This window comes from Candidatus Polarisedimenticolia bacterium (assembly GCA_035764505.1).
GTDB lineage: Bacteria > Acidobacteriota > Polarisedimenticolia > Gp22-AA2 > AA152 > AA152.
This window is the reverse complement of record DASTZC010000016.1, coordinates 1-25,345: the sequence shown is the minus strand read 5'-3', so window position 1 is coordinate 25,345 and position 25,345 is coordinate 1. Positions and strand designations below refer to the sequence as shown.

At 68.5% G+C, this 25,345-nt stretch carries 17 protein-coding genes; all 17 read right to left on the bottom strand.

All coding sequences use genetic code 11. The features are described 5' to 3' along the window. Position 1: 1 nt before the first annotated feature. Positions 2–841 carry a hypothetical protein gene (locus tag VFW45_00995; GenBank protein ID HEU5179341.1) on the bottom strand — a complete coding sequence of 280 codons (840 nt, stop codon included), beginning with the start codon at positions 839–841 and terminating at the stop codon, positions 2–4. Beyond that, complete coding sequence (locus VFW45_00990) at positions 842–1,606, bottom strand: ABC transporter permease (GenBank protein ID HEU5179340.1); 765 nt, start codon at positions 1,604–1,606, stop codon at positions 842–844. Continuing rightward, positions 1,603–2,523, bottom strand: a complete 921-nt coding sequence (locus VFW45_00985; protein HEU5179339.1) for an ABC transporter ATP-binding protein — start codon at positions 2,521–2,523, stop codon at positions 1,603–1,605. The genes VFW45_00990 and VFW45_00985 overlap by 4 nt, the downstream gene beginning before the upstream one ends. A gap of 27 nt (positions 2,524–2,550) precedes the next feature. Beyond that, positions 2,551–3,714, bottom strand: coding sequence for a glycosyltransferase family 4 protein (locus tag VFW45_00980; protein ID HEU5179338.1), 1,164 nt, complete (start codon positions 3,712–3,714; stop codon positions 2,551–2,553). Next, positions 3,711–5,051 carry an FAD-dependent oxidoreductase gene (locus tag VFW45_00975; GenBank protein ID HEU5179337.1) on the bottom strand — a complete coding sequence of 447 codons (1,341 nt, stop codon included), beginning with the start codon at positions 5,049–5,051 and terminating at the stop codon, positions 3,711–3,713. Before VFW45_00975 ends, VFW45_00980 begins: the two co-directional genes overlap by 4 nt. Before the next feature lie 10 nt (positions 5,052–5,061). Further along, positions 5,062–6,057, bottom strand: a complete 996-nt coding sequence (locus tag VFW45_00970; protein HEU5179336.1) for an MraY family glycosyltransferase — start codon at positions 6,055–6,057, stop codon at positions 5,062–5,064. Then, the gene (locus tag VFW45_00965; GenBank protein ID HEU5179335.1) at positions 6,054–7,172 is read right to left on the bottom strand and encodes a glycosyltransferase family 4 protein; all 1,119 of its coding nucleotides are present in this window, start codon (positions 7,170–7,172) and stop codon (positions 6,054–6,056) included. The genes VFW45_00970 and VFW45_00965 overlap by 4 nt, the downstream gene beginning before the upstream one ends. After that, positions 7,169–8,269 carry a glycosyltransferase family 1 protein gene (locus tag VFW45_00960; GenBank protein HEU5179334.1) on the bottom strand — a complete coding sequence of 367 codons (1,101 nt, stop codon included), beginning with the start codon at positions 8,267–8,269 and terminating at the stop codon, positions 7,169–7,171. Before VFW45_00960 ends, VFW45_00965 begins: the two co-directional genes overlap by 4 nt. Next, complete coding sequence (locus tag VFW45_00955; GenBank protein ID HEU5179333.1) at positions 8,266–9,444, bottom strand: glycosyltransferase; 1,179 nt, start codon at positions 9,442–9,444, stop codon at positions 8,266–8,268. The genes VFW45_00960 and VFW45_00955 overlap by 4 nt, the downstream gene beginning before the upstream one ends. Then, positions 9,441–11,564, bottom strand: a complete 2,124-nt coding sequence (locus VFW45_00950) for a Gfo/Idh/MocA family oxidoreductase (GenBank protein HEU5179332.1) — start codon at positions 11,562–11,564, stop codon at positions 9,441–9,443. The genes VFW45_00955 and VFW45_00950 overlap by 4 nt, the downstream gene beginning before the upstream one ends. After that, the gene (locus tag VFW45_00945) at positions 11,561–13,618 is read right to left on the bottom strand and encodes an alginate lyase family protein (GenBank protein HEU5179331.1); all 2,058 of its coding nucleotides are present in this window, start codon (positions 13,616–13,618) and stop codon (positions 11,561–11,563) included. The genes VFW45_00950 and VFW45_00945 overlap by 4 nt, the downstream gene beginning before the upstream one ends. 10 nt (positions 13,619–13,628) lie before the next feature. Beyond that, on the bottom strand, positions 13,629–17,990 hold the full coding sequence (locus VFW45_00940) for a methyltransferase domain-containing protein (protein HEU5179330.1): 4,362 nt from the start codon (positions 17,988–17,990) through the stop codon (positions 13,629–13,631). Further along, positions 17,981–19,285, bottom strand: a complete 1,305-nt coding sequence (locus VFW45_00935) for an oligosaccharide flippase family protein (GenBank protein HEU5179329.1) — start codon at positions 19,283–19,285, stop codon at positions 17,981–17,983. Before VFW45_00935 ends, VFW45_00940 begins: the two co-directional genes overlap by 10 nt. Next, positions 19,282–21,228 (bottom strand): asparagine synthase (glutamine-hydrolyzing), encoded by a 1,947-nt coding sequence (gene asnB / locus VFW45_00930; protein ID HEU5179328.1) that lies wholly within the window; start codon positions 21,226–21,228, stop codon positions 19,282–19,284. The genes VFW45_00935 and asnB overlap by 4 nt, the downstream gene beginning before the upstream one ends. A 111-nt stretch (positions 21,229–21,339) precedes the next feature. Further along, entirely contained in the window at positions 21,340–23,256 is a 1,917-nt protein-coding gene (locus VFW45_00925) for an O-antigen ligase family protein (protein ID HEU5179327.1), read from the bottom strand. A gap of 1 nt (position 23,257) precedes the next feature. Then, positions 23,258–24,949 (bottom strand): O-antigen ligase family protein, encoded by a 1,692-nt coding sequence (locus VFW45_00920; protein ID HEU5179326.1) that lies wholly within the window; start codon positions 24,947–24,949, stop codon positions 23,258–23,260. A gap of 154 nt (positions 24,950–25,103) precedes the next feature. Continuing rightward, a partial coding sequence (locus VFW45_00915) for a hypothetical protein (GenBank protein ID HEU5179325.1) occupies positions 25,104–25,345 on the bottom strand: 242 nt, incomplete at its 5' end.

Below are 25,345 nucleotides of genomic sequence, written 5' to 3'. Positions count from 1 at the left end.
CTCACCTCTGCAGGAGCCGGCGGGAAGCGGAGGCCGCCCGGCCGGTGGTCCGGTCCAGCAGATAAGGCTGATCGTTGGGATCCGTGGGAACCCCGGCGATCAGCCGCCCCCGCACCAGATCCTCCAGCGACCGCGCCGGACGGCCGTTGGCGGCGGCATAGCGATCCAGCAGATGGTCGAGGTCCTCCAGCTGCACGTCGATAGCGAGATCGTGGACGTGCAGCCAGGCGATGCGGCGCACGTAGTCGGAATCGGCGCTCTCCAGGATTTCCGTCCAATAGCGCAGCGAGCTTCTCTTGTCCCCGAGGCGGTTGTACATCTCGGCGTAAAGGCGGCGCACGGCCGCCGGCGCACCCGGGATCTGCAGGGCCTGCTCGAAGCGATCGCGCGCGCAGCCGTAATCGGCCAGCTTCTGGTAGCAGAGGAATCCCGCCTGGAACGGAAGGATCCACTCACCCGGGTTCTTGGCCGTCCCGTCGGAGAGGAGCTTCAGCGCGAGATCGTCGCGGCCCGCTTCCACCGACATGATCATCGAGCCCACCAGGTAGGGGTCCACGAAGCGGGGATCGAGCTCGGCGATCACCCGCCGGTAGATTTGATCGAGATAATCGTAGCGGTCCTGGATCTGGTAGTTCGAGTAGTACTGGATCGACCAGATGTAGATCAGATCGGCGGCCACTTCCGGATAGCCGAAAGTCATCGCCTTCAGATAGCGGCCGCTGGGGAGATAGAGAAGATGATATCCGGGAGCGCGCTCGGAGCGCAGCGTCTCGACGCGCCAGGCGGCGCTCGCCGCCAGGGCCCCGAGCGCGGTAATCCCCAGGATCCGCACGACCCTCATCTAGTTGAAGTCCCGGCGGTCGAGAATCCAGCAGGCTGCCGCGAGGACGGCGCCTCCATAGCCCAGGAGATAAGCCAGCGCCAGCAGCGGCAGGGAAAGCGGAATCGGCGCGCCGTGCACCACGTCCCCCTTGATATTGAAGATCTCCAGATTCGGGAGCGCCAGGAAGAGGATGCGGCACAGCACCTTGCCGGACGGCGCCGCCAGCCGCGCGCTCAGCAGGTCGAGGCTCCAGGTGAGGTGCCCCACGAGATAAAGCGACAGGCTGAACAGCGTGCTGAGGATCGGAGTGGAGAAGGCGGAGAACAGAGTGGCGAATGCGGTCACCAGAAGGAGCTCCATGTAGATCAGGACGATCGCGAGCAGAAGGCGCGGGTCGGCGAACCCCTTGAGCAGCAGGAGCAGGTAGAAGAAAGCGGTCATGATCGCGGTGTTGACCCCCAGGGTCAGCGCCAGGCCGCAAAACTTGCCGAGCAGGAATTCGTGGCGATGGATCGGCTTGGAGACGATGGTGTAGATGGTGCGACGCTCAATCTCCTTACTTACCAGGGAGACGCCGATGAAGACGGCCGTGAGCACACCGAACAGGGAGATCGATGCCAGCCCCAGATCCTTGATGATCTTCTCCTCGCCTCCCACCGTCAGCAGGCTCAGCAGCTGCGCCGAGACCATCAGGAGGAGGGCGAAGACCAGCAGCAGGTAGAGGATGCGATCGCGGATCGCCTCGCGAAAGGTGTTCAGCGCGATCACGCCGATGCGCCTCATCGGCCAATCTCCCGCAGAAACAGATCTTCCAGACGCTCCCGCTGCGGCAGGACCGAGTGCAGGCTCCCCCCCCGCTGCAGCAAGGCGCCGACCAGAGCGCGCATGGCGCCCTCGTCGCGGGCGGTGACCAGGAACTTGGCGCCATCGCGCGACACGATGCGCTCCAGCCCCGGCAGCCCTTCGGCGGCCACGCCTTCGAAGGCAATCTCCCAATGCTTCACATCCGAGGCGATCAGGTCGGGGATCTTGCCCACCGCCTTGAGCTCCCCCTTGCTCAGGATCCCGACCCGGTCGCACAGCAGCTCGGTGTCGGAGAGGATGTGCGTCGAGAAGAACACCGTCTTGCCGGAGCGCTTGAGGGAGAGAATGATGTCCCGCACCTCCCGGCGGCCCACTGGATCCAGCCCCGACATCGGCTCGTCCAGGATCACCAGATCGGGCTCGTTGATGAGCGCCTGCGCCAGCCCCAGCCGCTGCAGCATCCCCTTCGAGAACTTGCGCAGCTGGCGATCGCGGCGGTTGGTGAGACCCACCAGCTCGAGCAGCTCGTCCACCTTGCGCCGGCGCGCCTCGGCGGGGAGCGCGAAGAGCCGGGCGTAGAAATCGAGGAACTCCCCAGCGGTCAGGTAATCGTAGAAATAAGGGTTCTCGGGAAGGAAGCCGACGCGGCGCTTCACCGCCACGGTCCGGTGCGGCTGGCCGAACAGGCGGATGCTCCCGGCGTCGGGCCGCACCAGATCCATAATCAGCTTGATGGTCGTGGTCTTGCCGGCGCCGTTCGGGCCGATGAAGCCGAACAGCTCGCCCGGCTCGACGCTGAAGCTCAGGTCCCGCAGAATCCAGTACTTCCTGGGCGAGAAATTGGCGCGATAGCTGCGGGCCACGTGCGCGACCTCGAGGACCGCCTCGCGGCTCATCGCCCCCTCCGTCCGGCCGCGGCTTCTTCAGACCTGGCGCGACAGCAAGCTTTCATAGATCGCCTCCTGACGCTCGACCATCGCGTCGATGTCGAACTCCTCGACCTGCAACCTGCCCCGCTCCCCCATCCGCCGGGCCTCCGCGGGATGGGTCAGCAGGTATTCGATCTTCTCCGCCATGGCCTGCACGTCGTGCGGATCGACCAGGAAGCCGGTCTCTCCGTCGCGCACCGCTTCCGGCGTTCCGTCCACCCGGGTGGCCACCACCGGAAGGCCCGCGGCCATGGCCTCGGGAACGACCCGCGGCAGCCCTTCCCAGAGTGAGGTCAGCACCAGCAGGCTCAGCTCGGAAAGGAGAGCCGGGATATCGCGCCTCCACCCGAGCAGGTGCAGCCGCCCGGACAGGCCCGCCGCGCGCGCCGCCTCCTCGACCGCCCCGCGCTGCTCGCCGTCTCCGGCCAGGAGGAAGTGCGCCGTGGGCACGCGGCTCGCCACGCGCTGCGCGGCCCGCACGAAATCCAGCGGCGCCTTCTGGGGCTTCAGGCAGGCGATCATCCCGACCAGCGGTGCTTCGGCCGCGATCGACAGGTCGCGGCGCAGGGCGCCATCGGGGACGGCGCGGCGGAAAGCGGCGAGACGGATGCCGCTGCGCACCAGCGTAGAGCGCTCCGGCGTCAGGATCCCCTGGCTCACGCCGGCGTCGAGGCTGGCCTGGGAAACCGCCAGGAAGCGCGTCGTCACCGCCGAGGTGCCCGCCTCCAGGGCCCGGTAGAAGCCCCGTTGCAGGAGCGGCATCTCCGGGTGGAACCCGAAGCCGTGGATCGAATGGATCACCGTGCCGACGCCCGCCAGATAGGCGGCCCACCGCCCCAGGACTCCCGCTTTCGAGGAGTGGGTGTGCACCACGTCGGGCTGCAGGCGCAGCAGCAGCGCGGTGAGGCGCCCCAGGGCTTTCAGATCGGAGGCGGGATCCACCTCGCGCACCAGCTCGGGAAGGAGATGGACCTCGACGTCGGGCAGGGCGAGCGCTTCTGCGTCCAGCAGCCCGCCCTTGCCGGCGACGAGCGAGACGCGGTAGCGGCTCCGATCCAGGTGCCCCACCGTGTACAGCGTGTTCTGCTGCGCGCCTCCCAGCTCCAGCAGCGTGACGATGTGGCAGACATGCACGCGTCCCGGCATCCTCGATCTCATCGGCTTCCTCCGGCGGCGCGCCGCCCTTCGTCCTGCACCCGCAGCGCCGCTTCGCGCCCCTGCTTCATCGCCGATTCCATCGAGCCGTATTCCCACGCACCGAAGCGGCCGGTGGAGATCACGCCGTAGCGCTCCAGGATCCGGTGGATGGCGGGCAGGGCATCTTTGCGGAAGTGGTCGTAGACGACATAGGCGGGATCGAGCGTGAGCATCTCGCGCGCCACGATCCGGTCGCCGGAGCGCAGGATGCCGGCACGCCGCAGCCCTTCGAGGCATTCTTCCTCCAGACGCGGAGCATCCAGCGTCTCGTTCCGCCGCTGCGCCACCTCGATGTAGAGGGACGAGCAGCCCCTGGGCGCGACTCCTTCGGAGTAGTTGGTCGGCGAGCCCACCCGGTAGAAGGGGAAGGAGGCATCCGGGAAGTAGACCCAGTGCCCCGGAAGCACCCCGGCGCGATCGATTCCCAGATTGAGGTTCACCACCTTGACGGCGCGCAGCCGGCCGCGCGCTTTCTTCAGAGACGGCTCCGGAAGCGGATCCAGCATTCCCAGCAGCGCGTCCAGCGGCATCGTGCTGATCAGCTTCTCGTAGGCGATCCTCTCCCCGGAGACCAGGTGCGCGCACCGTCCGGCGAGATCGATGCTGCGCACCGCCGATCCGAGACGCAGCCCGCCGCAGCGCTGCGCCAGGGCGTTCGGAATGGCGGCGATGCCGCCCCGGCGCGGATAGAGGAACTGCGGGTTGTACCCGAGCCCCTTCACCTCGATTCCCAGGGCGCCGCGCACGACCTCGTCGAGGGTCGGCGTCGGGATCGACCAGGAAACCCAGCCGCATTCCATCTCGCGCAGGTCGACGCGATAGAGCTTCTCGTTGTAAGGAAACATGAAATGGCGCGCGATCCCTTCGCCGAAGGTGGCCAGGGCCCAGGCGCGGAAATCGGCCGGGCTGGCATCGCCCCCCGCCTGCCGGCGCATGAGGGCCTCGACGAAGCCGACGACGCATTCCCGGATCACCTCGGGCGGCAGGCCGTAGGTGTTGGCCTGGAAGGGATAGCCGGTGTAGACGCCATGCGAGTAGATGAGCGACTTGCGCTCCACCGCGGCGAATGATTTTGGCAGCAGATCCAGCAGCCACTCCCGGGTCTCGCGATCGCGCAGGTGCAGCAGGTGCCCGGTGCAGTCGAAGGTGAAGCCGTCCACCTGGCGCGAGCGGCACAATCCTCCGGCTTCGTCCTCCTTCTCGAGGACCAGCGTCTCGTCTTCGCGCTCGCGCAGGGCGCAGGCGGCGGAGAGTCCCGCCAGCCCCGCACCCAGAATCAGGTTCCTGACGCTTTGCACCCTTCCCCTCCTACAGCGTCATGTCGATCTTTTTCAGGGTGAAGCCCAACGCCAGCCCTCCGAGCAGGGTACCGGCCAAGAGCAGCGCCGCGCCGCGCGCGTCCACCAGCATCATGGCGAGGCCGACGGCGCCGAGCAGCGCGGTGGCCGCGTAGCTGACCACCACCGTCTGCCGGACGCTCAGGCGCCACTTGCGCAGCCGCAGGGCAAAGTGGTCCGGAGAGCCGCGCATGATCGGGATGCCGCGCCGCCACCGGATGAACATCACCAGCAGCATGTCGAAGATCGGCACCCCCAGGATGACGACGGGCGACACCGCGGCGACCAGGTTTTTGGAGGTGTAGCTGTTGTTCATGGCGAGCGCGCCGAGCATGAGACCCAGGAAGAGGCTGCCGGTGTCGCCGAGGTAGATGCGCGCCGGCTCGAAGTTGTAGCGCAGGAAGCCGGCCAGGCTCCCGGCCAGGGCCGCGAGCAGCAGCGCCACCACCATCCGGCCGCTGCCGGCAGCCACGGCGGAGAGGAGGAGCGAGGCGATCAGGGCCACGCCGGCGCTCAGACCGTCCATGATGTCGATGAGGTTGAAGGCATTGGTGATGGCGAGCAGCCACAGGAAGGAGAGGACCAGACAGACCCCCGGCGGCAGGAAGGAGAGCTTAATCGTCACCGACGCCTTCATCAGGGTGAGCACCGCGACGATCTGTCCCGCCAGCTTCACCGAAGGACCCAGAGCGCCGAGGTCGTCGATGAGCCCCAGGATCACGACGATCGATCCGGCCAGGAGGATTCCCAGGACCTGCCTCTCGAACTCGGCGGTCAGCGCGAGCGAGAGGAGAAAGGCGAGGTAGACGGCGATCCCGCCCAGGTAAGGCACCGGAGAGCGGTGGTTCTTCAGCTTGCCGTCGGGACGATCGACGATGCCGAAGCGCAGCGCCGCCTGCCGCAGGACCGGCGTCAGGTAATGGGCGAAGCCGGCAGCCAGGATGAAGGTGACGAGAATGCGGGTCACGCCGCCTGCCTCCCTTTCTCCCGCAGCACGGCCCGATACACCTCGGCCCAGGAACGAACCATCTTCTCCAAAGGAAAGCTCTCGGCGGCGCGGGCCATCCCAAGTGCGCCATAGGAACGACGCCGATCGGGATCGGCGAGGAGCGTCAGGATCGCCTCCGCCAGAGCGCCGGAATCTCCCGGCGGCACCAGATCGCCCGTGACCCCTTCCGAGATCACCTCGGGCAGCCCCCCGGTCCTCGAGGCGATCACCGGCAGCCCGGCCGCCATCGCCTCGAGCGCCGCGAGCCCGAATCCTTCGAGCCGCGAAGGCTGGACATAGAGATCGATCGCCTGGAGAAAATCTGGGATTTCCTGCCGCTCCCCGAGAAAGCGGAAGCGGGAGCCGAGGCCCGCCGCCTCCGCCGCGGCGCGCAGGGCAACCTCGGCCGGGCCGCTCCCCGCCACCAGGCAGATCGCGTCGGCGCGCCGCGCCGCGACGATCTGGAACGCGGCGAGGAGAACCGCGTATCCCTTGACCGGCTCGTCCAGCCTGCCGGCGCTGCCGACCACCCGATCCTCAGGGCCCAATCCGAGGGCCCGGCGCGCCGCCTCCCGCGCCTGCGGCTTCCGGAAGCGCGCCGCGGCGACGCCATTGGGGATGGCGACGAGACGGTCTTCCGGCAGGTCGAGGCGATCTCGCGCATGGATCCGGACCGCTTCGGAGCAGAGAATGACACGGTCCGCGAGACCGATGGTGTGCCGCTCGAGCCAGCGGTGCGAGGCGGTCGGCCAGGCGTCGATGCCATGGTGGGAATTGACGATTGCGGGCACCCCGGCCAGGCGTCCCGCCGTGCGGGCCGCGAGGTTCGCCCAGAAGAGGTGCGAATGGATCAAGTCGAAGCCTTCCGCGTTCAGCTCGCGCGCCAGCCGCGCCGGCGGGACCCAGCGGGCGATCTCCGCCGGTGCGGAGCGCTCCCCGGATGCGGGTGCGCACAGGTCCTTGAGGGTCCACAGCGAAACGTCGAAGCCCTCCTGACGCAGCGGCTCGATGGCGTCGCGGATCAGCGACTCGGCCCCGCCCGTGCCCATGCCGACCGCCAGCATCAGCACCTTCTCCCCTCCCCCGCCCATCATGCCGCCTCCCGCGCCACGTCTTCGAAGACCTGGCGCAGACGGACGGCCGATCTCTCCCAGCTGAATTCGCGCGCCCGCCGCGCCGCCGCCTCGAGGCGCTTGCCGCGCTCCGGGGTGTCGCGGATCGACTCCGCGATGGCGGCGGCCACCGCGGCGGCATCGCCCGGAGCGGAGCACAGCGCGCCCGCACCGCAGACCTCGCGGAAAACCGGCAGGTCGGAGACCAGCACCGGGGTCCGGCAGGCCATCGCCTCGAGTGCCGGAATTCCGAAGCCTTCGTAGCTCGACATCAGGACGAACAGGTCCGCGCCGGCATACAGCGCCGGCAGGTCCTCCGCCGGAACGTAGCCGGGAACCAGGATGTCGCGGCGGTGCGGACTGCGGGCGATCCTTCCCAGGACGGCGCCCGACTCGCGTCCGCCTTTGCCGGCCAGCAGGAGCTGGATTCTCTCCGGCGTCTGGGAGCGGAAGCGGTCGTAGGCGCTCACCAGCGCGGTCAGGTTCTTGCGTGGATGGAATGAGCCCACGGTGAGCAGGTACCGCCCCTCCAGCCGGTACCGCCCGGCGACGCGCCGGCGCTCCTGGGGGGAAACGGCCTGATGGAAGATCTCCGGCACGCCGGGAGGCACGACCACGGTCTTGCGGCGTGCTTCCGCGAACAGCGCGGCCAGATCATTGGCGCTGGCGTCCGAGACGGTCACCACCCGGTGGGCGCGGCGCACCGCCAGGGCGGTCCAGCGTTTCTGTCGCAGCCTCTCCATCGCGGTGTAGCTTTCCGGCACGTGATGCCAGGAGAGATCGTGGATGGTGGCCACGATGCGCAGAGAGCCCAGCGGCGGGAAGGCGGTGACCGGAGAGTAGAAGAGATCGAGTCGCTCCCGGCGAAGCGCGCCGTTGAGGGCCCAGAGCCACGACGGTCCGACGGCCTCGACGCTGCGCCACCGCCCCGGCGGAAGATTCGGCCGGACCCCGGCGCCGTGGAACAGGACGATTTCATCGTTGTCCAGGCGCACGAGCTGCTGGAGCAGCTCCTGGAAATAGGTCTCCACGCCGGTCCGCTCCTGCACCAGGAAGCGCGCGTCCATCCCGATCCTCATCGCGCCACCCGCCGCGCGCCGTGCACCGCCTCGGACAATTCCAGGAATGCGGCCAGGCGGGCGAAGCGCGCGCTCCAGTCGTGCTGCGCGGCGAAGGCGATCGAGCCCGCCGGATCGGGATCCTGCAGCGCTCCTTCGATCGCCGCGAACCATTCCTCGTCGCTGGAGGCGAGGCGCGCCGGCGAGCCGATGCGCCGGATCTCGTCGAGATCGGCGGCAACGACGGGCAGGCCCGCAGCGCAGTACTCGTACAGCTTGACCGGATGGATGGCGCGGGTGAGCCTCGAATCCACGAAAGGGATGAGCCCGACGTCGCAGCGGCGCAGCAGCGCGGGGACCTCCTCGGGAGGAACCGCTCCGAGCAGGCGCACGTTCTCCCGCTGAGCCCAGGGCGCCGTGCCGCGCAAGGGGCCGGCGAGGAGGATCTCGGCACCGGGGAAGCGGCGGGCGATCCGATCGATGCGGGCACCGTCGAACCAGCTGTCCAGGGCGCCGACGTAAACCAGGCGCGGCCGCCGATCGGCTTTATCGCCCCGCTCCTCACCCGCCGGCGGGCGGAATCGCGCCAGGTCCACGCCGTTCGGAAGGAGGAGGACGCGCCGGCAGAAGCGCGCCGCGCGCTCCGCCAGCGTGGCGGCCGTCGCCACGACGCAATCGACGCGCCCCATCATCTCTTCCTCCAGCGACCGATAGCTCGAAGGAGTGTCGGGAAAGGCCGCCGTGTCATCGGACAGGCGATAGACACTGGTGGCGTGCGGCACCTGCTCCAGCAGGGGGAGGAACGGGCTGCCGGTGGCGAGCCAGAGGAGATCGACCCGCTCGAAGCCGTGACGGCGGAGATGCCGGAGGAAAGGGGGAACGGCGAGACCGAGGGCATGGCGGTGGAACCAGCCGCCTCGCAGGATCGGATAGGAGCGATAAGGAATCCCAGACAACGGCGCCCAGGCATGCAGGCGTCCCGCTCCCACCGTGATTTCCTCGCCTCCCGTCGCCCAGGCTCGGCGCCGCCGTCGCGTCTCCTCGCTGCCTCCGGCCAGGTTCCAGGGAGCCAGCGGGCCGTTGATCCAGGCCACCTCCCAGCCGCGCGCCAGGAAACCCTCGGCCATCGCGCGACCCCCGACCCGGATCGGGCTTCCCCAGGAGTGATGCTCCCACATCAGCACCTTGCCGCTCATTCCTTGTGCTCCAGCAAGGCCTGGGCCCGCAGCGTCCAGGTGGTGGCAGCTTCGATCTCGGCCCAGGAGATCAACTCCGAGGGCTTGCCTTCCAGCGCCGCCTTGAGCGCCTGGATCTCGCCGGTGATTCCCTTGTCCTGCCGCGCACCGATGCGTCGCGTCCTGCCGGGGCCATGGATGGCGAGCTCGCGGAAATCCTCGAGGACAAGCGAGGTTCCGGCGCAGTGAACTTCGACCCGCTCCTTACCCAGCTCGGCGCCTCCCTGGCTGGTGTAAGACAGAGACCCGAGGCTGCCGTCGGCGAGGCGGAGGAGGACCAGGAAGTTGTCGGGGACCTGCAGGCGGCTGTCGGCGATTCCCTCGATCCGCACGGCCTCGATCGGTGATCCCGCCAGAAAGGGAATCAGATCGAAGAAGTGGCACCCTTCCCCGACCAGCCTGCCGCCTCCCTGCTCCGGATCCTGGGTCCAGTGCTCCTTCTCGAGCCATCCCGCATTGACGCGAATCTGCACGATGCGTGGACCGGGAAGCAGGGCCAGGGCCTCTTTCATCTTGCGCGCCAGCGGTGCGTAGCGGCGGTTGAAGCCGACCGCCAGGACGCCCCCCTGCTCGCGCGCCGCGCGGATCCGCTCCAGCTCCTCGAAAGTCAGGCACAAAGGCTTTTCCACGAATACCGACTTGCCCGATCGCAGACAGCGCTCCACCTGGCTGCCGTGCAGGTGATGCCGCGTCCCGATGATGGCCAGATCCACCGAAGGGTCGGCGAGCGCTTCGTCCAGGTCGGTGGAAGCGATGCGGGCGGAGAAGCGCTCCGCCGCCGATCGCGCGCCGGCGCCGGTCCCCGCGACCACCGTCTCGATTGCCGCCACCTGCTGCGAGAGGAAGGCCGGGAGGAAGACTTCCTTCATGAAAGTGCCCGGTCCGATCACGACGGCCCGGCGCGCCGACCCCGGAGCTCTGCTCGACAGCAGGCGCACGCTGCGCGCGCCGCGCTCCGGCTCGGGAGCCCTCGGAAAAGACAGGAGGACCGCCGGCTTCCTGCCTCCTTCGCGGAGCAGGAGATAGGCTTCCTCCGCCTGCTCGACCGGGACGATGCGCTCGATTAGCGGCTCGACCCGGACGCTGCCTGCGGCCAGGAGATCCAGGAAGGCGGCAAGGTTCCTCCCCTCGGTCCAGCGGACGTAAGCGTAGGGATAATCGCGGCCTTTCTCCTCGTAGCCGGGATCGTAGCGACCCGGCCCGTAGGAGGTCGAGATCCGCAGATCCAGCTCCTTGGCGTACATCAACGAGCGCTCGGCCTTCATGCCGACATCACCCACCACCACGACCCTGCCGCGTTTGCGGCACAGCCGCATCGCCAGCGCCAGCGGCTCGTCGCTCGGGGTGGCGGCGAAGATCAGGGCCGCGTCCGCCCCCTGTCCGCCGGTGCGGTGCAATACCTGCATCACCGGATCGGCCTCCTCGGGAGTTCGCGCTTCCTGGATCCCCAGCGAGCGCGCCAGCGCCACGCGCTCCGGATCGGGGTCGAAAGCAATCACCTCGCACCCGGCGGCGCGGGCGATTTGCGCTCCGAGCAGACCGACCAGCCCCAAACCGACGACCGCCACCGTCTCCCCAAGCCCCGCTTCGCTGCGCCGGAAGCCGTGCAGAGCGATCGAGCCGATCGTTCCGAAGGCAGCCTGCTCGAAGGAGACGCCGGCCGGAATCTTCGCCATCAAATGCTCGGGGACCGAGATCAGCTCCGCATGATGGGCGAACTGCGCGCCGGCGCAGGCGACGCGCGAGCCGGCGGGGAGGGTGATCCCCTCGCCGGCCTGCAGGATGATTCCCGCCGCCGAGTACCCCATCTCGACCAGATCGCTCCCGGCTGCCGGCGCCATGCGGCGCCACAACCCGCGCACCCCTTCCTCGCGCGCCACCTCCACGAGGCGGCGCCAAGGAGCCGGGTGCGCGGCCGCCTTCTCCAGCAGTCCCGAGCGTGCGGCCCCCAGCGCCGCCGCTTCGGTGCCCGAGCTGATGACCGACGCCGCAGTGGCGACCAGCGCCCGGTGTGGCGACGGGGCCGGCGCGGGGACCTCGGCTACCGCCACCTTGCCTTCGCGCAGCACCACCTGTTTCATGCGCCGCCTCCCACGAAAGGCTGCAGGCGATAGCGGATGCGCTGCGGGGCGCTCGCCTCCCACAGAATGCGCACTACGAGCGCCGGGACCCGCACACCGTAAGAGGGAGAATGCTCGTCTTCCTCAATGCGCACGACGGCTGCTTCCGGAGGCCGCATCCAGCGGAAGCTGATTCCAGCCTCCCCTCCCTCTTCGAATGCGATCCATCCCTGGGGCTCGGTGCGGACCTTCCATCCGGGAGGCAGGTGGAAGCCGGCCTCATAACGATGCGCGCCGGCTCCCTCGAAGCGGTCTTCCATCTGCAGCTCGCCGTCGTGGTGACGCAGCAGGATCGAGCGGCGATGCAGGAGCGGGGCGGATAGACGCAGGTAACCCCGATGCTCCGCGGAGAGATAGGTGAAGGCCGTCCCGGTGCGCCACCTCGAAGCCGAAGGCTCGTCGGCCGACACCAGGGAGAAGGTCGCCGGCGGAATCGGGTTGATCTCCTCGTCGTCCACCCGCACCGTGTTGTGGGCGGCCGTGGCGCGGAAGCGGTTGCGCGTGGCCAGCGACGGTGTGTAGCAGCCGACGCCACGGTCCACCAGCATCTCGCGGCCGAAGGCGTGCAGCTCGAAAGACAGGGTGTCGTTGTGGGCATGTCCACCGTTACCCTTCTGGCCGACTCCTCCGGCGTCTACCAGCATCTGGATGGGGCCGCACGCAAGCTGGAAATACCCCGACTCCGGCCAGGCCCGGCTGGCGAAAGGATGCGCACGGCGCGGCGTGGGAATCGAATCGGTCCATTCGAGGAACTCCTCGCCCAGCATCCAGACCCCTTCCACCCAGGCGTCGCCCGACAGCTCCAGCCAGGATGGGTTGCGGAACAGGTACGAGCCGAGCGCCAGCAACGGTCGCCAGTCGCGTCGCGGGCGGTGGTACTGAGAGACGATCAGGAAGCGGCCATCGTCGTTGTCGCCGATCTGCGGCAAGCTCCCATCGGGCCGCACGACTGACGCCAGCGCCGCGAGCATCGACTCGAGCCGCGCCAGGTAGGCGGCGGGGAAAGGATCTCCGCGCCGCGCTCCGAACAGCGCCGGGAAGAAGAACATCTCGGTGGCGAAGGCATGGTACGAGGTGGAGGCCTCGAAATCCCAGCCGTCGGATCGCACCTGCTGCTGCATCTCCCCGATCAGCAAGCCGCGCGCTTCCAGCTTCCAGCGGAACGATTCCGCCAGCTCCGGAAGCGACAGCGCGCAGAGGTACAACCCGGAGACATCGGCGAGGAAATGATTGCCGCGCAGGGGGCCGTCCTCCAGATGATCGCGGATGAAGCGCGCATGGGTCAGCAGATGGCGATAGAAGGCGCTCCAGAAGGCGGGCTCTCCCGCTCCTTTCATGAAACCCTCCGCCGCGAGCAGAGTTACGGCACGGATCGCCACATCCATGGTGCAGCTCCAGTTCACTCCGCGGTAGGCGGGGTTGTCCTGCAGAAACGAGGCGATCTGGCGAATGGCCGCCGCGCGAAACGCCTCATCGGAGGAGATGGCCGCGGCGATCCCCAGGGTCGGAAGGTGCTGCATCCGGGCGAGCTCCCAGGGGACCTTGATGTCGTGCCCGAGGTCGGGCTCGGGCAGGATGTCGAGCGAGTACTCCGAAGCGTCCCACCGCTTTCCCGATTTGAAGTCGAGCTGCCAGTCGATCGCTTCTCCGAGAGGCCGGCTCCCCGAGCCGAGGAGGTCGAAGCGCCCCTCGCGCAGGGCGCGCGCCGCCGTCAGGATGGGAGGCAAACTGGCGGGATCGCGCGACTCGAGGAGGCGCGCCAGAGCGGGCGCCGCGGCCGCCGCCGCAATCAGGGGCGGCTGCGCCGCGCGCCCGGCGGCGAATTCCGTCAAGCTGCCAGCCGGCGTGCAAAGCGCCGCCAGGAACTCCGCCTCGGTGAGCTCCCGGCGGCGGCGATGGCGCAGCCGATCGGCGCAGCCGCGGGCCCGTCCCGCGAAGCGCCGGAAGGCTTCCCCCGGCGGCAGCGCCAGCGCCTTGCGGAAGTCTTCGCGGAGTTGCTCCAGGCGATAGGCCATGCGCTCCCTCTCAGAGGAACTCGACGAGGTCCAGAACCGATCGGGCATTGCGCTCCCAGGAGTGGCGAGCGATCGCCTGGCGCCGGGCCGCATCGCCCAGGCGCGCGGCGAGATCCGGATCGCGCAGCAGGCGGAGGATGCCTTCCGCCAGCGCCTCCGGACTTCCGGGCGGCACCAGCAGCGCCGTCCTCCCGTCCTCGAGGATCTCGCCGATCTGCTCCAGGTTGCTCGCCACGATGCCGCGCCCGGTCGCCATGTACTCGAACAGCTTGGTGGGTGAGCCGAAGAAGCGCGAGCCGTCGGGATTGGGGACGTGCGGCGAGACGAAAAGATCGCAGGCGGCCAAGAAATCGGGAGCCTCTTTCTGGGGGACCAGTCCGGTGAAGCGGCAGCGATCCGCCACGCCCTGCTCCGCGAGGATGGCTTCCACTCTGCCTCGCTCCGTCCCGTCTCCGATCCAGAGCAGCGCTGCCTGCGGATCGCCGCGCAGGATGGCTCCGGCGGCCGCGGCCAGGATCGGTGCTCCATGCCAGGGCCCGAAAGTGCCGATGAACCCGATGGTCTTCCGCCCCTCCAGCGCGAGCCGCCGACGGACGGCCGCGGCGTCGCGATCGGGCCGGTATTCGTCGGCATCCACCGCATTGGGACAGACCAGGATGCGATGCCGCTCTACTCCTTTCTCGACCAGCTCGTCGCGCAGCACGCCCGACACGGTGACGATCAAATGAGCCTGCTTCAGGTTCGCCGCCTCGATCGCCTGGAAGGTCCCGCGGTGCGGCAGCGGCCGATCCCAGTGGTCCGCGATCCAGACTCCCGAGCCGTTGTATTCGAGCACCAGCGGGATCCCGAGCGAGCGGGAGAGAAGAACTCCCGCGAGGCTGCCTTCGTCGAATCGGTGGTAGAGCAATCCGGGCGGGTCGTCACGGTACAGCTGGCGTCCCGCGGCGAATAGATGGAACGCATGCTCGAAGCGGCCGCCCGAGCGCGAGACACGATAGGAAGCCGGCGGCGGGACGACGTGAACCGGCATGGCCTCCCGATCGATTCCCTCCGGAACCTCTGCGGCCAGGAATCTGACCGCATAGCCTTCCCGGCGGAAACCTTCCGCCATGCCGGCGACATGTCCGACCGATCCTCCGGCGCGCACGCCGCGCCAGAGATCGGAGCGCAGGTAGAGCACCGAGGTCGGTCGCCGCGCCGCGTCGCGGCGTGGCGCGATGCGCGGAACCCGTTGCAGGACTTCGGCGGCGGCGCGGATCGTTCCCAAGGCGCCCGCCGACCTCAGCCAGCCGGCCAGGAACTGCGGCGCCTGGCGGCTCGCGAGCGGCCACCATCCCAGATCCTCGCTGCGGCCGCGGCGATCGAGGAAGCGCTTTTCCTTGGCGCGCGAAAAGGCCCCCAGGAGATGCACGCGGATGGCCCGCTCGTGCCAGGCGAGATCCTCGCTGAGAATCTCCAGGCGCGGCTCGCGCGCGGCGCGCAGGCGGCGCGCCACGGCGCGCGCGCCTCCCAGGGCGGCCAGATCGCCGCGGGTCCAGATCCGATCCGCCGATCGCCCTGCTTCCTCGGCCAGGCGCTGGCGATCCGCTTCGGGACGATCGGTGAGCAGGAGGGTGCGGACTTGCCCGCCCGGGCGCCGGCGGCGCGGGCGCCGCACCGGAACCCAGTTCCAGGGATCGCCGGAGGCGAGATCATCGCGCCGGCAGTAGCGGATCACCCTCTCGTAGAAGAAGGCGGAGCAATAGAGATGATAGCCGCGGTTCCGGAAGCGCTCGTCGGCCAGGCGGGAGGTCATTGCCTTATCGGCCAGCCCCGGGTCGGCCAGGATCTCCTCCACGCTGCCCCCCAGGACGCGGTTGGCCATCGGATCGAAGGCCACCCAGCGGCCCGACAATCGCAGCTCGACCAGCTCGTGGGTGTCCAATCCCACCGTGCCGCGGCCGCGCGGATGATCGCGCGCTTCGAGGGTGACGTAGCGGCTCGGGATTCCTTCCTGCCTCGCCAGGGCTCCGAGCACGGCGCAGTAGCCGAGACACCAGGCGAATCCGTCCTTCAGGATCTCCTCGGGGCGCAGCGAGCGCTGGCTGCGCGACGGATCGAGGCGGCGATAGACGAATTCCATCAGGTCTTCGGCACGCCGCCGATCGGTTATCTCCTCCCCTTCTGCTTTCCAGGCGGTCACGTAAAGCATGGCGTTGCCGGCCGCCGGGTAAGGGGCCATCCCGAAGGCCTCGACCGTGTCCACTTCGCTCACGCGGATACGGCTGAAGCCGGCGTTCCAGAGGCGCCGCTCCAGGTCCCTCCGGTCGGTCTTCCAGAGGTGATCCGAGACCGGGTACCGCCGGTTCCGCGCGTCGGGCGGCAGCGCCGCCGCGAGCATCCCCTTGCGGGCGAGCACACGATGGATCTCCGCCAGGGCGGCTGCGGGGTCGGCCGAATGCTCGAGCACATTGTCGGCATAGACGGCGTCGAAGGCCCCGGTGGGGAAGGGGAGCCGGTTGAAATCGCAGCGGGCCACGCGCACCCGATGCTCCGCTGCCGCCTTCTCGAGAAAGGGCATGCCGTAATCGACTCCGACGCAAAAGCCGTGGCGAGCTTCCAGGACCTTCGTCCAGTAGCCGGCGCCGCACCCGAAATCGAGGATGCGGCAGCGGTCGACCGGGATCATCTGCTGGAGATGGGAGGACTGGGCTTCGTTGCGGCTCTCTCCGAGGACCGCCTCGGTCTCACGCTCCACCTGCAGCTGGAGGATCTCCTCAGGATCGGGGCGCCGGCGGGCGCGCTCCGCCAGCTGCTCATGGAGGGCCTCCCCGAGGGTCGGAAAGCGCACCTCCGGATCGCTCCGCAGCGCGCGCACGAACGACTCGATCTCCTCGAGGCGCAAAGGCGCCTTCGTGTGGCCGATGGCCACCAGCGTGTCGTCCCCTTCGACGTGGAAGTCGGCCACGGGCTCGCGGTCCCATCGTGGCCAGTCGCTCCAGAACGGCAGGCGCCTCAGCCAGCGCGCCGAGCGCCGCCAGAGGTCGGGATGATCGTCCTTGAGCCGGGTGATGTAATCGCGCCGGCGCAGCGCGCGCACCTGCCGCAGCAGCTGCTTCGCGGAGGCGCCGTCCAGCGCGAGGCGCTCCCCGTCGGCCGAGCAGATCGGCAGCTCCAGCACCCCTTCCTCCGCGGGAGGCGCCGGAACACTGATGTCGGAATCCGCCGGGAAATAAGGGACGGCCCGCGATCCGGCGCGGCGGAAATCGAAGCGATGCTCGAAGGACCAGCCCCCCTGCCAGACGCTCGAGTCGGCGACGATGCCGGCGCGCAGAAAGGCGCGGAAGATTTCCGCGTGCGGCTGGATGCGGTATTTCCCCGCCCGGAAGGCCCGCACCCGGTAGGTGGGATCCTCGGGACGGACGATCGCTTCGAGGGTCTCCTTGAGCCGGCGCGCCAGCGATTCGGGATTCTCCTCGAGGGCCTGGATCCGGCTGCGATCCGGATCCCACGCCCAGGATCCGCTCTCCGGATCGTGGCGGGGAGAGGATTCGGGAAGCCACTCGGGGTGCAAGTGGAGCTGCAGGTCGTGCCCACGTCGCCGGATGGAGCGCAGCTGCGATTCGACTTCGGCCGAGACCTCCGGGTCGTGCCGGCGCAGCGTCAGGACCTCTCCCATCTCCACGAAAAAGGTCAGCCGCGCGCCGCAGCGCTCGGCCGCGTCCAGCAGCGCTTCCGTCGGGTGGATTACCGTCTCGCGCCAGTCGACCCGCTTCCCTTCCGGGACCGGCTGCCAGGTCTCGTAATCGTAGGTGAGCAGCACGTCGGTGCGGCGCCGGCGCATCATGAAAGCGGCGTGTCGGCTGGGAAGCAGGCGCCGCAGCAGCAGCGCGAAGCGCCGCGCCGCGAGCCGCTCCAGCGACTCGGGGGTGAAATAGCGGCCGCCGGGAGACCAGGCGGCCAGAAAGAAGCGTCCTTGCGGCGCCAGGAGCCGCGCGGCACGCTCCAGGAAGACGTCGGCCTCGCGTGGCGTCAGGTAGGCAATCACGTCACTGGCCACGATCAAATCGAATCCGCCGACGGGCAGGCCGAGACGGTCGAGATCCCGGACGTCTCCCTGAAGGAAGCGGATGCCCGGATGGGCCTGCCGGGCTTTCGCGGCGGCAATCTCGGAGAGCTCGACCCCGGTCGTCTCGCGCGCGAGTCTGGCGAGGCGCGCCGTGAAGGCCCCCTTGCCGCATCCCAGATCGAGGGCAGCGCGGAACCCGCCATCCGGCGCGAAGCGGCGAATCCACTCCAGGTATTGCCCGTAGCGCTGCGCCTCGGCGCCGCCGATCGTCCAGGGATCGTCCTCGCGCCGGTAGAGATCCTCGAAGTTCCGCCTCACGACCATGCGGTGAACCTCGCCAGCGCCGTCATCTCTCTTACGTCCGAGCGCTTCAGCAGCAGCGTGTCGGAGATCGAGCCGCGGATCCGCCGCTTCCACAATCCCAGGTGCAGCACCAGGACCATCAGGTAGCAGAGGCTGGAAGCGGCGGCGGCCCCTTCGATTCCCATGCGCGGGATCCAGACCAGGTTCAGCGCCACGTTGAGGACCAGCGGCGGAATCCAGACCACCACCGCCGAGATCGGCATTCCCGAGGAGGCGAGCTGCGTGGCAATCGGATTGCAGGCGCCGTACGCCCAGATCCCGGGGAGCAGCCACCACAGGGCGCGCACCGCGGGCAGGAACTCGCCGCCATACAGGAAGCGGATTGCCCAGGGAGCCAGCACCGCGGCCCCGCCGCACAGCAGAAGCATCAGGAAGGCGTTGTGCCGGGCAATCTTCAGGGCGAAGATCGGATCCCCTTCGCCCTGGCGGCTGAGGCGCGGGAAGAGCACCAGCCCGATGCTCATCGGCAACAGGTAGAGCAGGTCGGCAATCTGCACGGCAATCGAGTAGACCCCGGCTTCCGCGGTGCCCCGCAGGGCGTTCACCAGGAGCATGTCGGAGCGCACGATCAGGTAGGCGAGCAAGGCGGCGACGTAGGCCTTGGCGCCATAAGCGACGCCGGAGCGAAACAGCGTCATGTTGCCGTGCGATTCGGGAGCACCGCTGTTGCGGACCATTCTCCCGAGCACTCCGGCGAGGACCGCCGCGGCGCCGATGGCCAGCACCAGGTTCAGCCCGAGCACCCACCGGACATCCTTGCCGAACCAAATCAGCATCACCGCCAGCCCCGCCACCGTGGCGGCGCGGAAAGCCAGCTCGAGAACGTTGAACAGCGCCGTCCGCCCCATCCCGACGAGCAGGTTCAGCCCGAAAAGGACCAGCAGCTGGAAAGGAATCGACAGCACCGCCGGAAGGAGCAGAGGCAGGGGAATCGTCCCCAGCATCTCGGGGAAGACCGAGCCGACCGCGAGCGCCGCGATGGCGAGGGCCAATCCGAGCGCCGAAGCGGTGCGCAGGCTGTTGGCCCAGATGGGCGCCAGGAGATCGGGACGGCGCGACACCTGGAAGGTGTTCGAGGCGTGCAGCCCCAGATTCCCGAGCTGCAGACCGATGCCGGCCATCGCCGTCACGGTCGCGAGGACCCCCCGGCCTCCGGGCCCCAGGAAGCGTGCCGTCAGGACCGACGAGGCGACTCCCAGCCCGACCAGCAGGATTCGGCCGGTGAAAGTGGTCGCCACCTCGCGCGAGAACCTCACGCCGCCTCCCGCAATCCGGCCACCCAGTAGTCGTACCAGCGGCTCAGGTTGAACAGGTTCCAGATCAGGAAGGCGCGATCGCGGCGGCCTTCCCGGTGCTCGCGCAGCAGCTGCCCGACGACCTCGTAGTCGAGCAGATCCAGCTCGCGGATCCGGGAGCTCATGAGGACGCTCTCGGCATAGCGCGCCAGCTCGCCGGCGAACCATTCGGAAACGGGCGCGCCGAAGCCCATCTTGCGGCGGTGCAGGACCTCCTCCGGCAGGACGTTCCTCAGCGCCCGCTTCAGCAGGTACTTGGGCACCCCGCCGCGGATCTTCCGCCGGGTGGGAATCCGCATGGTGTATTCCACCAGCCGGTAGTCGAGGAACGGGACGCGGGCTTCGATGCCCGCCGCCATCGTCATCTTGTCGACCCGCATGAGGAGCAGCTCCGCCAGGCGCTGCTTGAGCTCCAGGTAGACCATGCGCTCGCCGAAATCGGATTCCGGCTTGTCGCGGGCGATGCGCTCCCAGATCTCCTCGACGACATGGTAGGAGTCGAGCGGCCGGCAGCGGTCGCGGGCCGCGGGCGAAAGGATGCGCAGCTTCTCGTCCCCCCGGAAGGCAATCGCCCCGCCCCAGAAGGAGGTGCGCGCCGCCGCGGCGCAGCGCAAGAGCTCCAGCCGGTCGCCCCCGCGTCCCAGCCAGCGCGCCGCCGCTTCTCCCGCGTCGCGCAGCCATCCCCGGGCGGCGGACGGCAGCGCCCGCAGCGGACGGCCCAGCGCGCTCTCGAGCCCGAAGACCGAGAGGTAGCCGGGATAGCCGAAGAACTGCTCGTCGCTTCCCTCCCCCACCTGGACCACGACCGTGCCGCTGTCGCGCGTCTGGCGGGCGAGGTGGAACAGGGGAACGCAAACCCAGTCCGCCAGCGGCTCGTCCTGGTGATGGATCAATTCCGGGACCGAAGCCTGCAGGTCGCGGGCCGACAGGACCACCTCATGGTGATCGCATCCGAACCGGCGGGCCACGGCGCGGGCTTCCTCCAGCTCGTTGTAGGAGGGTTGGTTCTCGAATCCGACGGAAAAGGTCCGCACGGGCCGGTCCATCAGCTTTGCCATGAGCGCCACGTTGGCGGAGGAATCGATACCGCCCGACAGATAGACGCCGAAGGGGACGTCCGACATCATCCGCTTGCGGACCGCCTCTTCCAGGAGCCGGAGGATCTCGGCGCAGATTTCCTCCTCGTCTTCGCGCTCCAGAGTTCCGGGGACGATCGCGTCCCACCAGACCTGCTCGCGCAGGTTGCCGCGCGGCCCCACCTTCAGCATCGTTCCCGGCCGCAGCTTGCGGATCCCGGCGAACAACGTCAGAGGCGCGGGTGTCGAGACGAAGGTGAGGTAGTGATAGAAAGCCTCGAGATCGAGGGTCGCCGACATCGAGGGATGGGCGAGGATGGCCTTGATCTCGGAGGCGAACAGCAATCCGCCGGGAACGACGGCGTAATACAGCGGCTTCACCCCGATCCGGTCCCGGACCAGGAGCAGCTCCTCGCTCCGCGCATCGTAAAGCGCGAAGGCGAACATTCCGTCGAGCCGCCGCGGCATCTCATCCCCCTCCTCCTCGTAGAGATGGAGGATGGTCTCGGTGTCGGTGGCGGAAACGTAGCGGTGGCCTTTCGCTTCCAAGGGGCCGCGCAGGCCGCGGTGGTTGTAGATCTCTCCGTTGAAGGTGATCCAGACCGCTCCGTCTTCGTTGCTCATCGGCTGCCGGCCGGCCGGGGAGAGATCGACGATCGACAGCCGCCGGTGCCCGAAGCCGACGCGCCCTCGCCTCTCCAGCCAGAGTCCCGCGTCGTCGGGGCCGCGATGGATCAGCGAGTCCCGCATCCGGCGCAGGATCGGCTCATCACCTTTCAGCGCCGAGGGAGGCTCGCCGAAGCGGAAGAATCCGCAGATGCCGCACAAGGGAACTCTCCAGAGAAGGGGCCATCTTTTTACAAACACAAGCACTTGCAGCGGGGAAATATATATTCCCCTCCAGGCCTTGTCCAGAAATTGACGAGATCCCGAAACCCTTTATTCCCCAGGAAGTTGGGTTTGAAGGGCCTGGCGCAGCGGGGCGGGGTCGCGGCTGATGTCCCGGGCATAAGGACTGTCGGGCTTGTAGCTCGCGAGCCCGGCGCGGATCTCCTCCGCTCTCCTGAACTCGCTGCGGGCCGACTCATCATCGCCGCTCTCCAGACGAAGCCGGCTGAGGAGATAGCGCGCGCTCAGGTACGTCGGCTCCTCATGCAAGGCGAGGACCATCTGCCGCGCCGACTCCGCGCCGCGCCGCACCTCGTGCAGGAATCCTCCCAGCTCCACCCGGATCCTGGGATCGTGAGGCGCGAGCCGCACGGCGGCGCGATAGGCCTCGATGCTGCGCTCCATCGAAGGGACATCGTGGAAGAGCTCGCGGAACGCGGTGGCCTCGAGCCTGGCGAGTGCCAGGCTGGCATCGGCGGAGGCGCGGTTCAGGGCAATGCCCCGATCGAGATCACGGCGGAAGCGGGCGTAGAGATCGAGGCTCAGCCGCTGCTTCGGATCGGCGGAGAGGAACAGGATGGCCGGATAGAGATAGGTGGGAGCCTGATATGGGTTGCGCCAGATGGCCTCCTGGAATTTCCCCTCCATGGCCGCATAGGTCGTGGCGCGGCGCATCGCGGCATCGCTGCGATACGCCAGGAACGGACGCACGCAGGCCAGGTACCAGGAGAAGGCCAGGGCACTGCCGGCCACCAGGGCGTGCCACCGGCCGCGCCCTACGAACAGCCTCGACCGCCTTGGATCGGTTCCGGCGAGGGCGATCCCGAGCAGGATGGCCAGCGAGATCAGGATCGCGGGACGGGTGGAGAGATCTTCCACCAGCCCTTGGGATGCGATTCCCGCGCATGCGAGGAAGACTCCGAAGGAGAAGCCCCCTTCCCTGCTCCCCTTCGAGGCCAGATGCCGCAGGATCGCGGCGAGGCCGAGAATCGCCGCGCCGAGGCCGAGCAGTCCCGTCTCCACCAGCGTGCCCAGGAGATCGCTGTGCGGGGTCTGGAAGGTGCGACCGAAACGAATGGGTCCGGCGAGCGGGAAGTTCTGGCGCTGCGCCACGTGCCGAAACATCCCCGGTCCGATCCCCAGCAGCGGGCCCTGGGCGAAGGTGCGGAGATCGGCCTGCCAGATTTGCATGCGTTGATAGCGATACGGGTCCTCGGCACGCCAGAAACGGGCCGCCACCCCGGCGGCGCAGGCCAGCAGAATTGCCGCCAGCAGCAAGGCGATGCGGCGGCGGCCGACCTGCCAGCCCATGGATTTCCGGTAGCTCAACAGAAGAATCGCTCCCGCGAGCAAACCGAGCAGAGCGCCGCGCGACATGAGAAGGAAGAAGCCGATCCCCGTGATCAGGACGGCTGTGCCGCGTGCCAGGGCGGGTGGTCCCTTGGGCTGCTGGAGAAGCCGGGGAAGGGTCACCAGCGCCCCGAGGAGAAGGTAAGCGGCTTCATGATTCGAATTCAAAAGACCGAGATTCGCCAGGATGCTGGCGAGGGTGCCGCGCGCGACGGAGACGATGACCAGGAGGGACTGCAGCGTCGCCGAAGCAAGGAGCGCGTCGGCAATCCATCCCTTCTCCTCAGGGTCCCATCCTTCTCCGCCCGCCAGGAAGAGGACCGCGACGAAGGTGACCAGATCGAGAGTCCGCAGGAAGGAAGCATACGGGTACCCGGAGAAGGATCCGGAAAGCAGGGCAACGAGGAGAAAACAGCCGAGGGGTACGACAACGGAAGTCGGCAGAAAGCGCGACCCGGACGATTCGCCGCGGTCGAGAAGCAGAATGGCCCAGGCCAGCGCGATCAGGCTCTGGCTCATGAAAAGCCCCGCGGCTCCCGCTCCTCCTTCGCCGAAAGGGGTGAGGAAAAGGAGCGCGATCAGGATGGCCAGCCGGAAGCGCTTCGTCTCGGGAGGCATCTCAGCTTCCGCCTGCGGCAGCCGGATTGCCTCTCATCTCTTTGAGCCGGCGCTCCTGTTCCTGGTACAGCGGGCGCTCCGGGTATCGATCCCGGGCGCGCTCCAGCATCACGTAGGCTTCCCCGATATCTCCCGCCGCCAGGCGGTAGAGCGAGAGGATGTAGTAGCCATAAGCCCGCCCGGTGCGCAGCCGGACCGCCCGCCGTGCCCACGCCTCCCCCACTCTGAGGCGGTTGGGATCGTCAGGCGTGCCGACGAGGCTCATCTCGGAAAGCATCGCCGGCGGATCGGGGTGGCATGGAGAAACCCGCGCCGCTCTCCCAAGGGCGAGCGCGGCTTGCCCGGCCTGCAGAGGACTTTCTTCTTTCGCGCTGCGGATCAGCGCGGCGGCCAGCGATTCGCGCAGCCCCCAACCGAGTCCCAAGGCCAGCAGCAGGACGCACGCCGCCGGACGCTGCCAAGACCAGCCCCCTCTCGAACTGATGGCCGGACGGGGAGGAACCCCGGGGAGCGCATCGCGAGCGGCACAGCCGGCCATCGCCGCGAAGGGGATCAGGAGCGACGGCAGGTAGGCGGAAAAATCGAAAAGGTTGTGAACGAGAAAGGTCAGGGGAGCCAGACAAAGAAGGGCCCTTCCGACGGAGTCGCGGTCTCCCTTCAGGCCCCGGATCATCTGCCCCAGAAGGAGCGCGACTCCGAGCAACACCGCCCCGAGCCCGACCATGCCCGTCTCGGCGGCGACCTGGAGATAGCTGTTATGGGCAAAGATCGTTTCGTTCATGCCGGTCTTCATGACCCGCGTGACGGCATCGCCAAATCCTCCCAGTCCGGCTCCCAGGGCCGGACTGTCGAGGAACAGCGAGGCCGCCGCCTCCCAGTTGCGCCATCGCAGCGCCAGGGGGGAAAAGCGCTCGGCCCCACGCGACAGGAAAAACGCCCCCGTTCCGACGGCTCCGGCCCCGCTGACCAGCAACGTAGCGGGGAGCTTCTTCGGAAACCGGGTGATCGGGAGCAGGAGGAGGGCCGCGACCCCCAGGGAAAGGACGGCACCGTAGGAGCGGCTGGCGGCGATCCCGGCGAGCAGGAGCGCCGCAAGCGCCGCGCCGGCCGCTCGGGACAGGCGTCCTTTCTCGGCGAGCAGCTTCCGGAAGGCCAGTGGCAGCGCCATGGCGAGGTAGATTCCCAGATCCGCGGGGAGGGGAAAGGGGCCGAAGGCGCGCCCCGACTCGGCGCGCAGCACCATGGCGTCGAGTTCCGGCTGTCCCATCGCGCGAAGCGACCGCGCCGCGCCAGGGAGACCAATCGCCACCTGATAGAGTCCCCACAGCGAGACCACGCCACCGAGCAGGATGATGGTGTCGGACAAAGAATCCGCCCCCGTCTTGGAGGATGCTTCCTCCCGGCCCGCCTTGAACGCCGTCGCGGCAAGTAGGATGAACAGGAGAAGCATCCCACTCGCATGACGATCGGTGGAGACGCGCAGCAGGGTTAAGAGCCAGACGGCCGCGGCAATCTCCAGTCCGCCGAAAGCAGCCGCGCTGCGCATCCGGCATAGGAGGACGAGTCCAAGGACCAAGGCGAGGAAGCAGCACAGGGCCAGCCCGATGGGATGCATTTCGGGCGGGAGAATGACCGCCGTCCCGACGAGGGAGCAGAGCAGGAGGGAGCGCGCGGGGAGCCGTCGGTGGGGCATGGCCTCCTGGAAGAACCGGGAAGACTCTCCTCCCGGCGCCTATGCGCGGGCCGGGGGATTGTAGCGCAGCGCCCCTTCCCCGTCGCGGCGGCATGCGGACAAAAAAAAGGCGGTGCCGAATCCGGCACCGCCCTGGAAGCGCTGAAGCGCTCGGCTAGGTCTGCGTCCCCTGCGGCCACTGGAAGAACTGGCCGTTGGCGAACAAGATGTCGCAGAGAAAGTCGTTGGTCATTCCGCCCGTGATGGCGCTCGCGACGCCGTCCTTGGCGCGGCTGATCAGGGTGTAGTCGGCACCGTTGGTGGTGTCGCCCTGGAACTCCCATACCTTGTTCCAGCCGTCCCACGTGGGCGCCGTCTTGATGTAGATCGGCTGCACGAACGGAACCACGTTGGCGT

What these genes read in the sequence shown, in the direction of transcription:
- VFW45_00995 (HEU5179341.1), bottom strand. Translation starts at nt 841, where the DNA reads ATGAGGGTCGTGCGGATCCTGGGGATTACCGCGCTCGGGGCCCTGGCG.
- VFW45_00990 (HEU5179340.1), bottom strand. Translation starts at nt 1,606, where the DNA reads ATGAGGCGCATCGGCGTGATCGCGCTGAACACCTTTCGCGAGGCGATC.
- VFW45_00985 (HEU5179339.1), bottom strand. Translation starts at nt 2,523, where the DNA reads ATGAGCCGCGAGGCGGTCCTCGAGGTCGCGCACGTGGCCCGCAGCTAT.
- VFW45_00980 (HEU5179338.1), bottom strand. Translation starts at nt 3,714, where the DNA reads ATGAGATCGAGGATGCCGGGACGCGTGCATGTCTGCCACATCGTCACG.
- VFW45_00965 (HEU5179335.1), bottom strand. Translation starts at nt 7,172, where the DNA reads ATGATGGGCGGGGGAGGGGAGAAGGTGCTGATGCTGGCGGTCGGCATG.
- VFW45_00960 (HEU5179334.1), bottom strand. Translation starts at nt 8,269, where the DNA reads ATGAGGATCGGGATGGACGCGCGCTTCCTGGTGCAGGAGCGGACCGGC.
- VFW45_00955 (HEU5179333.1), bottom strand. Translation starts at nt 9,444, where the DNA reads ATGAGCGGCAAGGTGCTGATGTGGGAGCATCACTCCTGGGGAAGCCCG.
- VFW45_00950 (HEU5179332.1), bottom strand. Translation starts at nt 11,564, where the DNA reads ATGAAACAGGTGGTGCTGCGCGAAGGCAAGGTGGCGGTAGCCGAGGTC.
- VFW45_00945 (HEU5179331.1), bottom strand. Translation starts at nt 13,618, where the DNA reads ATGGCCTATCGCCTGGAGCAACTCCGCGAAGACTTCCGCAAGGCGCTG.
- VFW45_00940 (HEU5179330.1), bottom strand. Translation starts at nt 17,990, where the DNA reads ATGGTCGTGAGGCGGAACTTCGAGGATCTCTACCGGCGCGAGGACGAT.
- VFW45_00925 (HEU5179327.1), bottom strand. Translation starts at nt 23,256, where the DNA reads ATGCCTCCCGAGACGAAGCGCTTCCGGCTGGCCATCCTGATCGCGCTC.
- VFW45_00920 (HEU5179326.1), bottom strand. Translation starts at nt 24,949, where the DNA reads ATGCCCCACCGACGGCTCCCCGCGCGCTCCCTCCTGCTCTGCTCCCTC.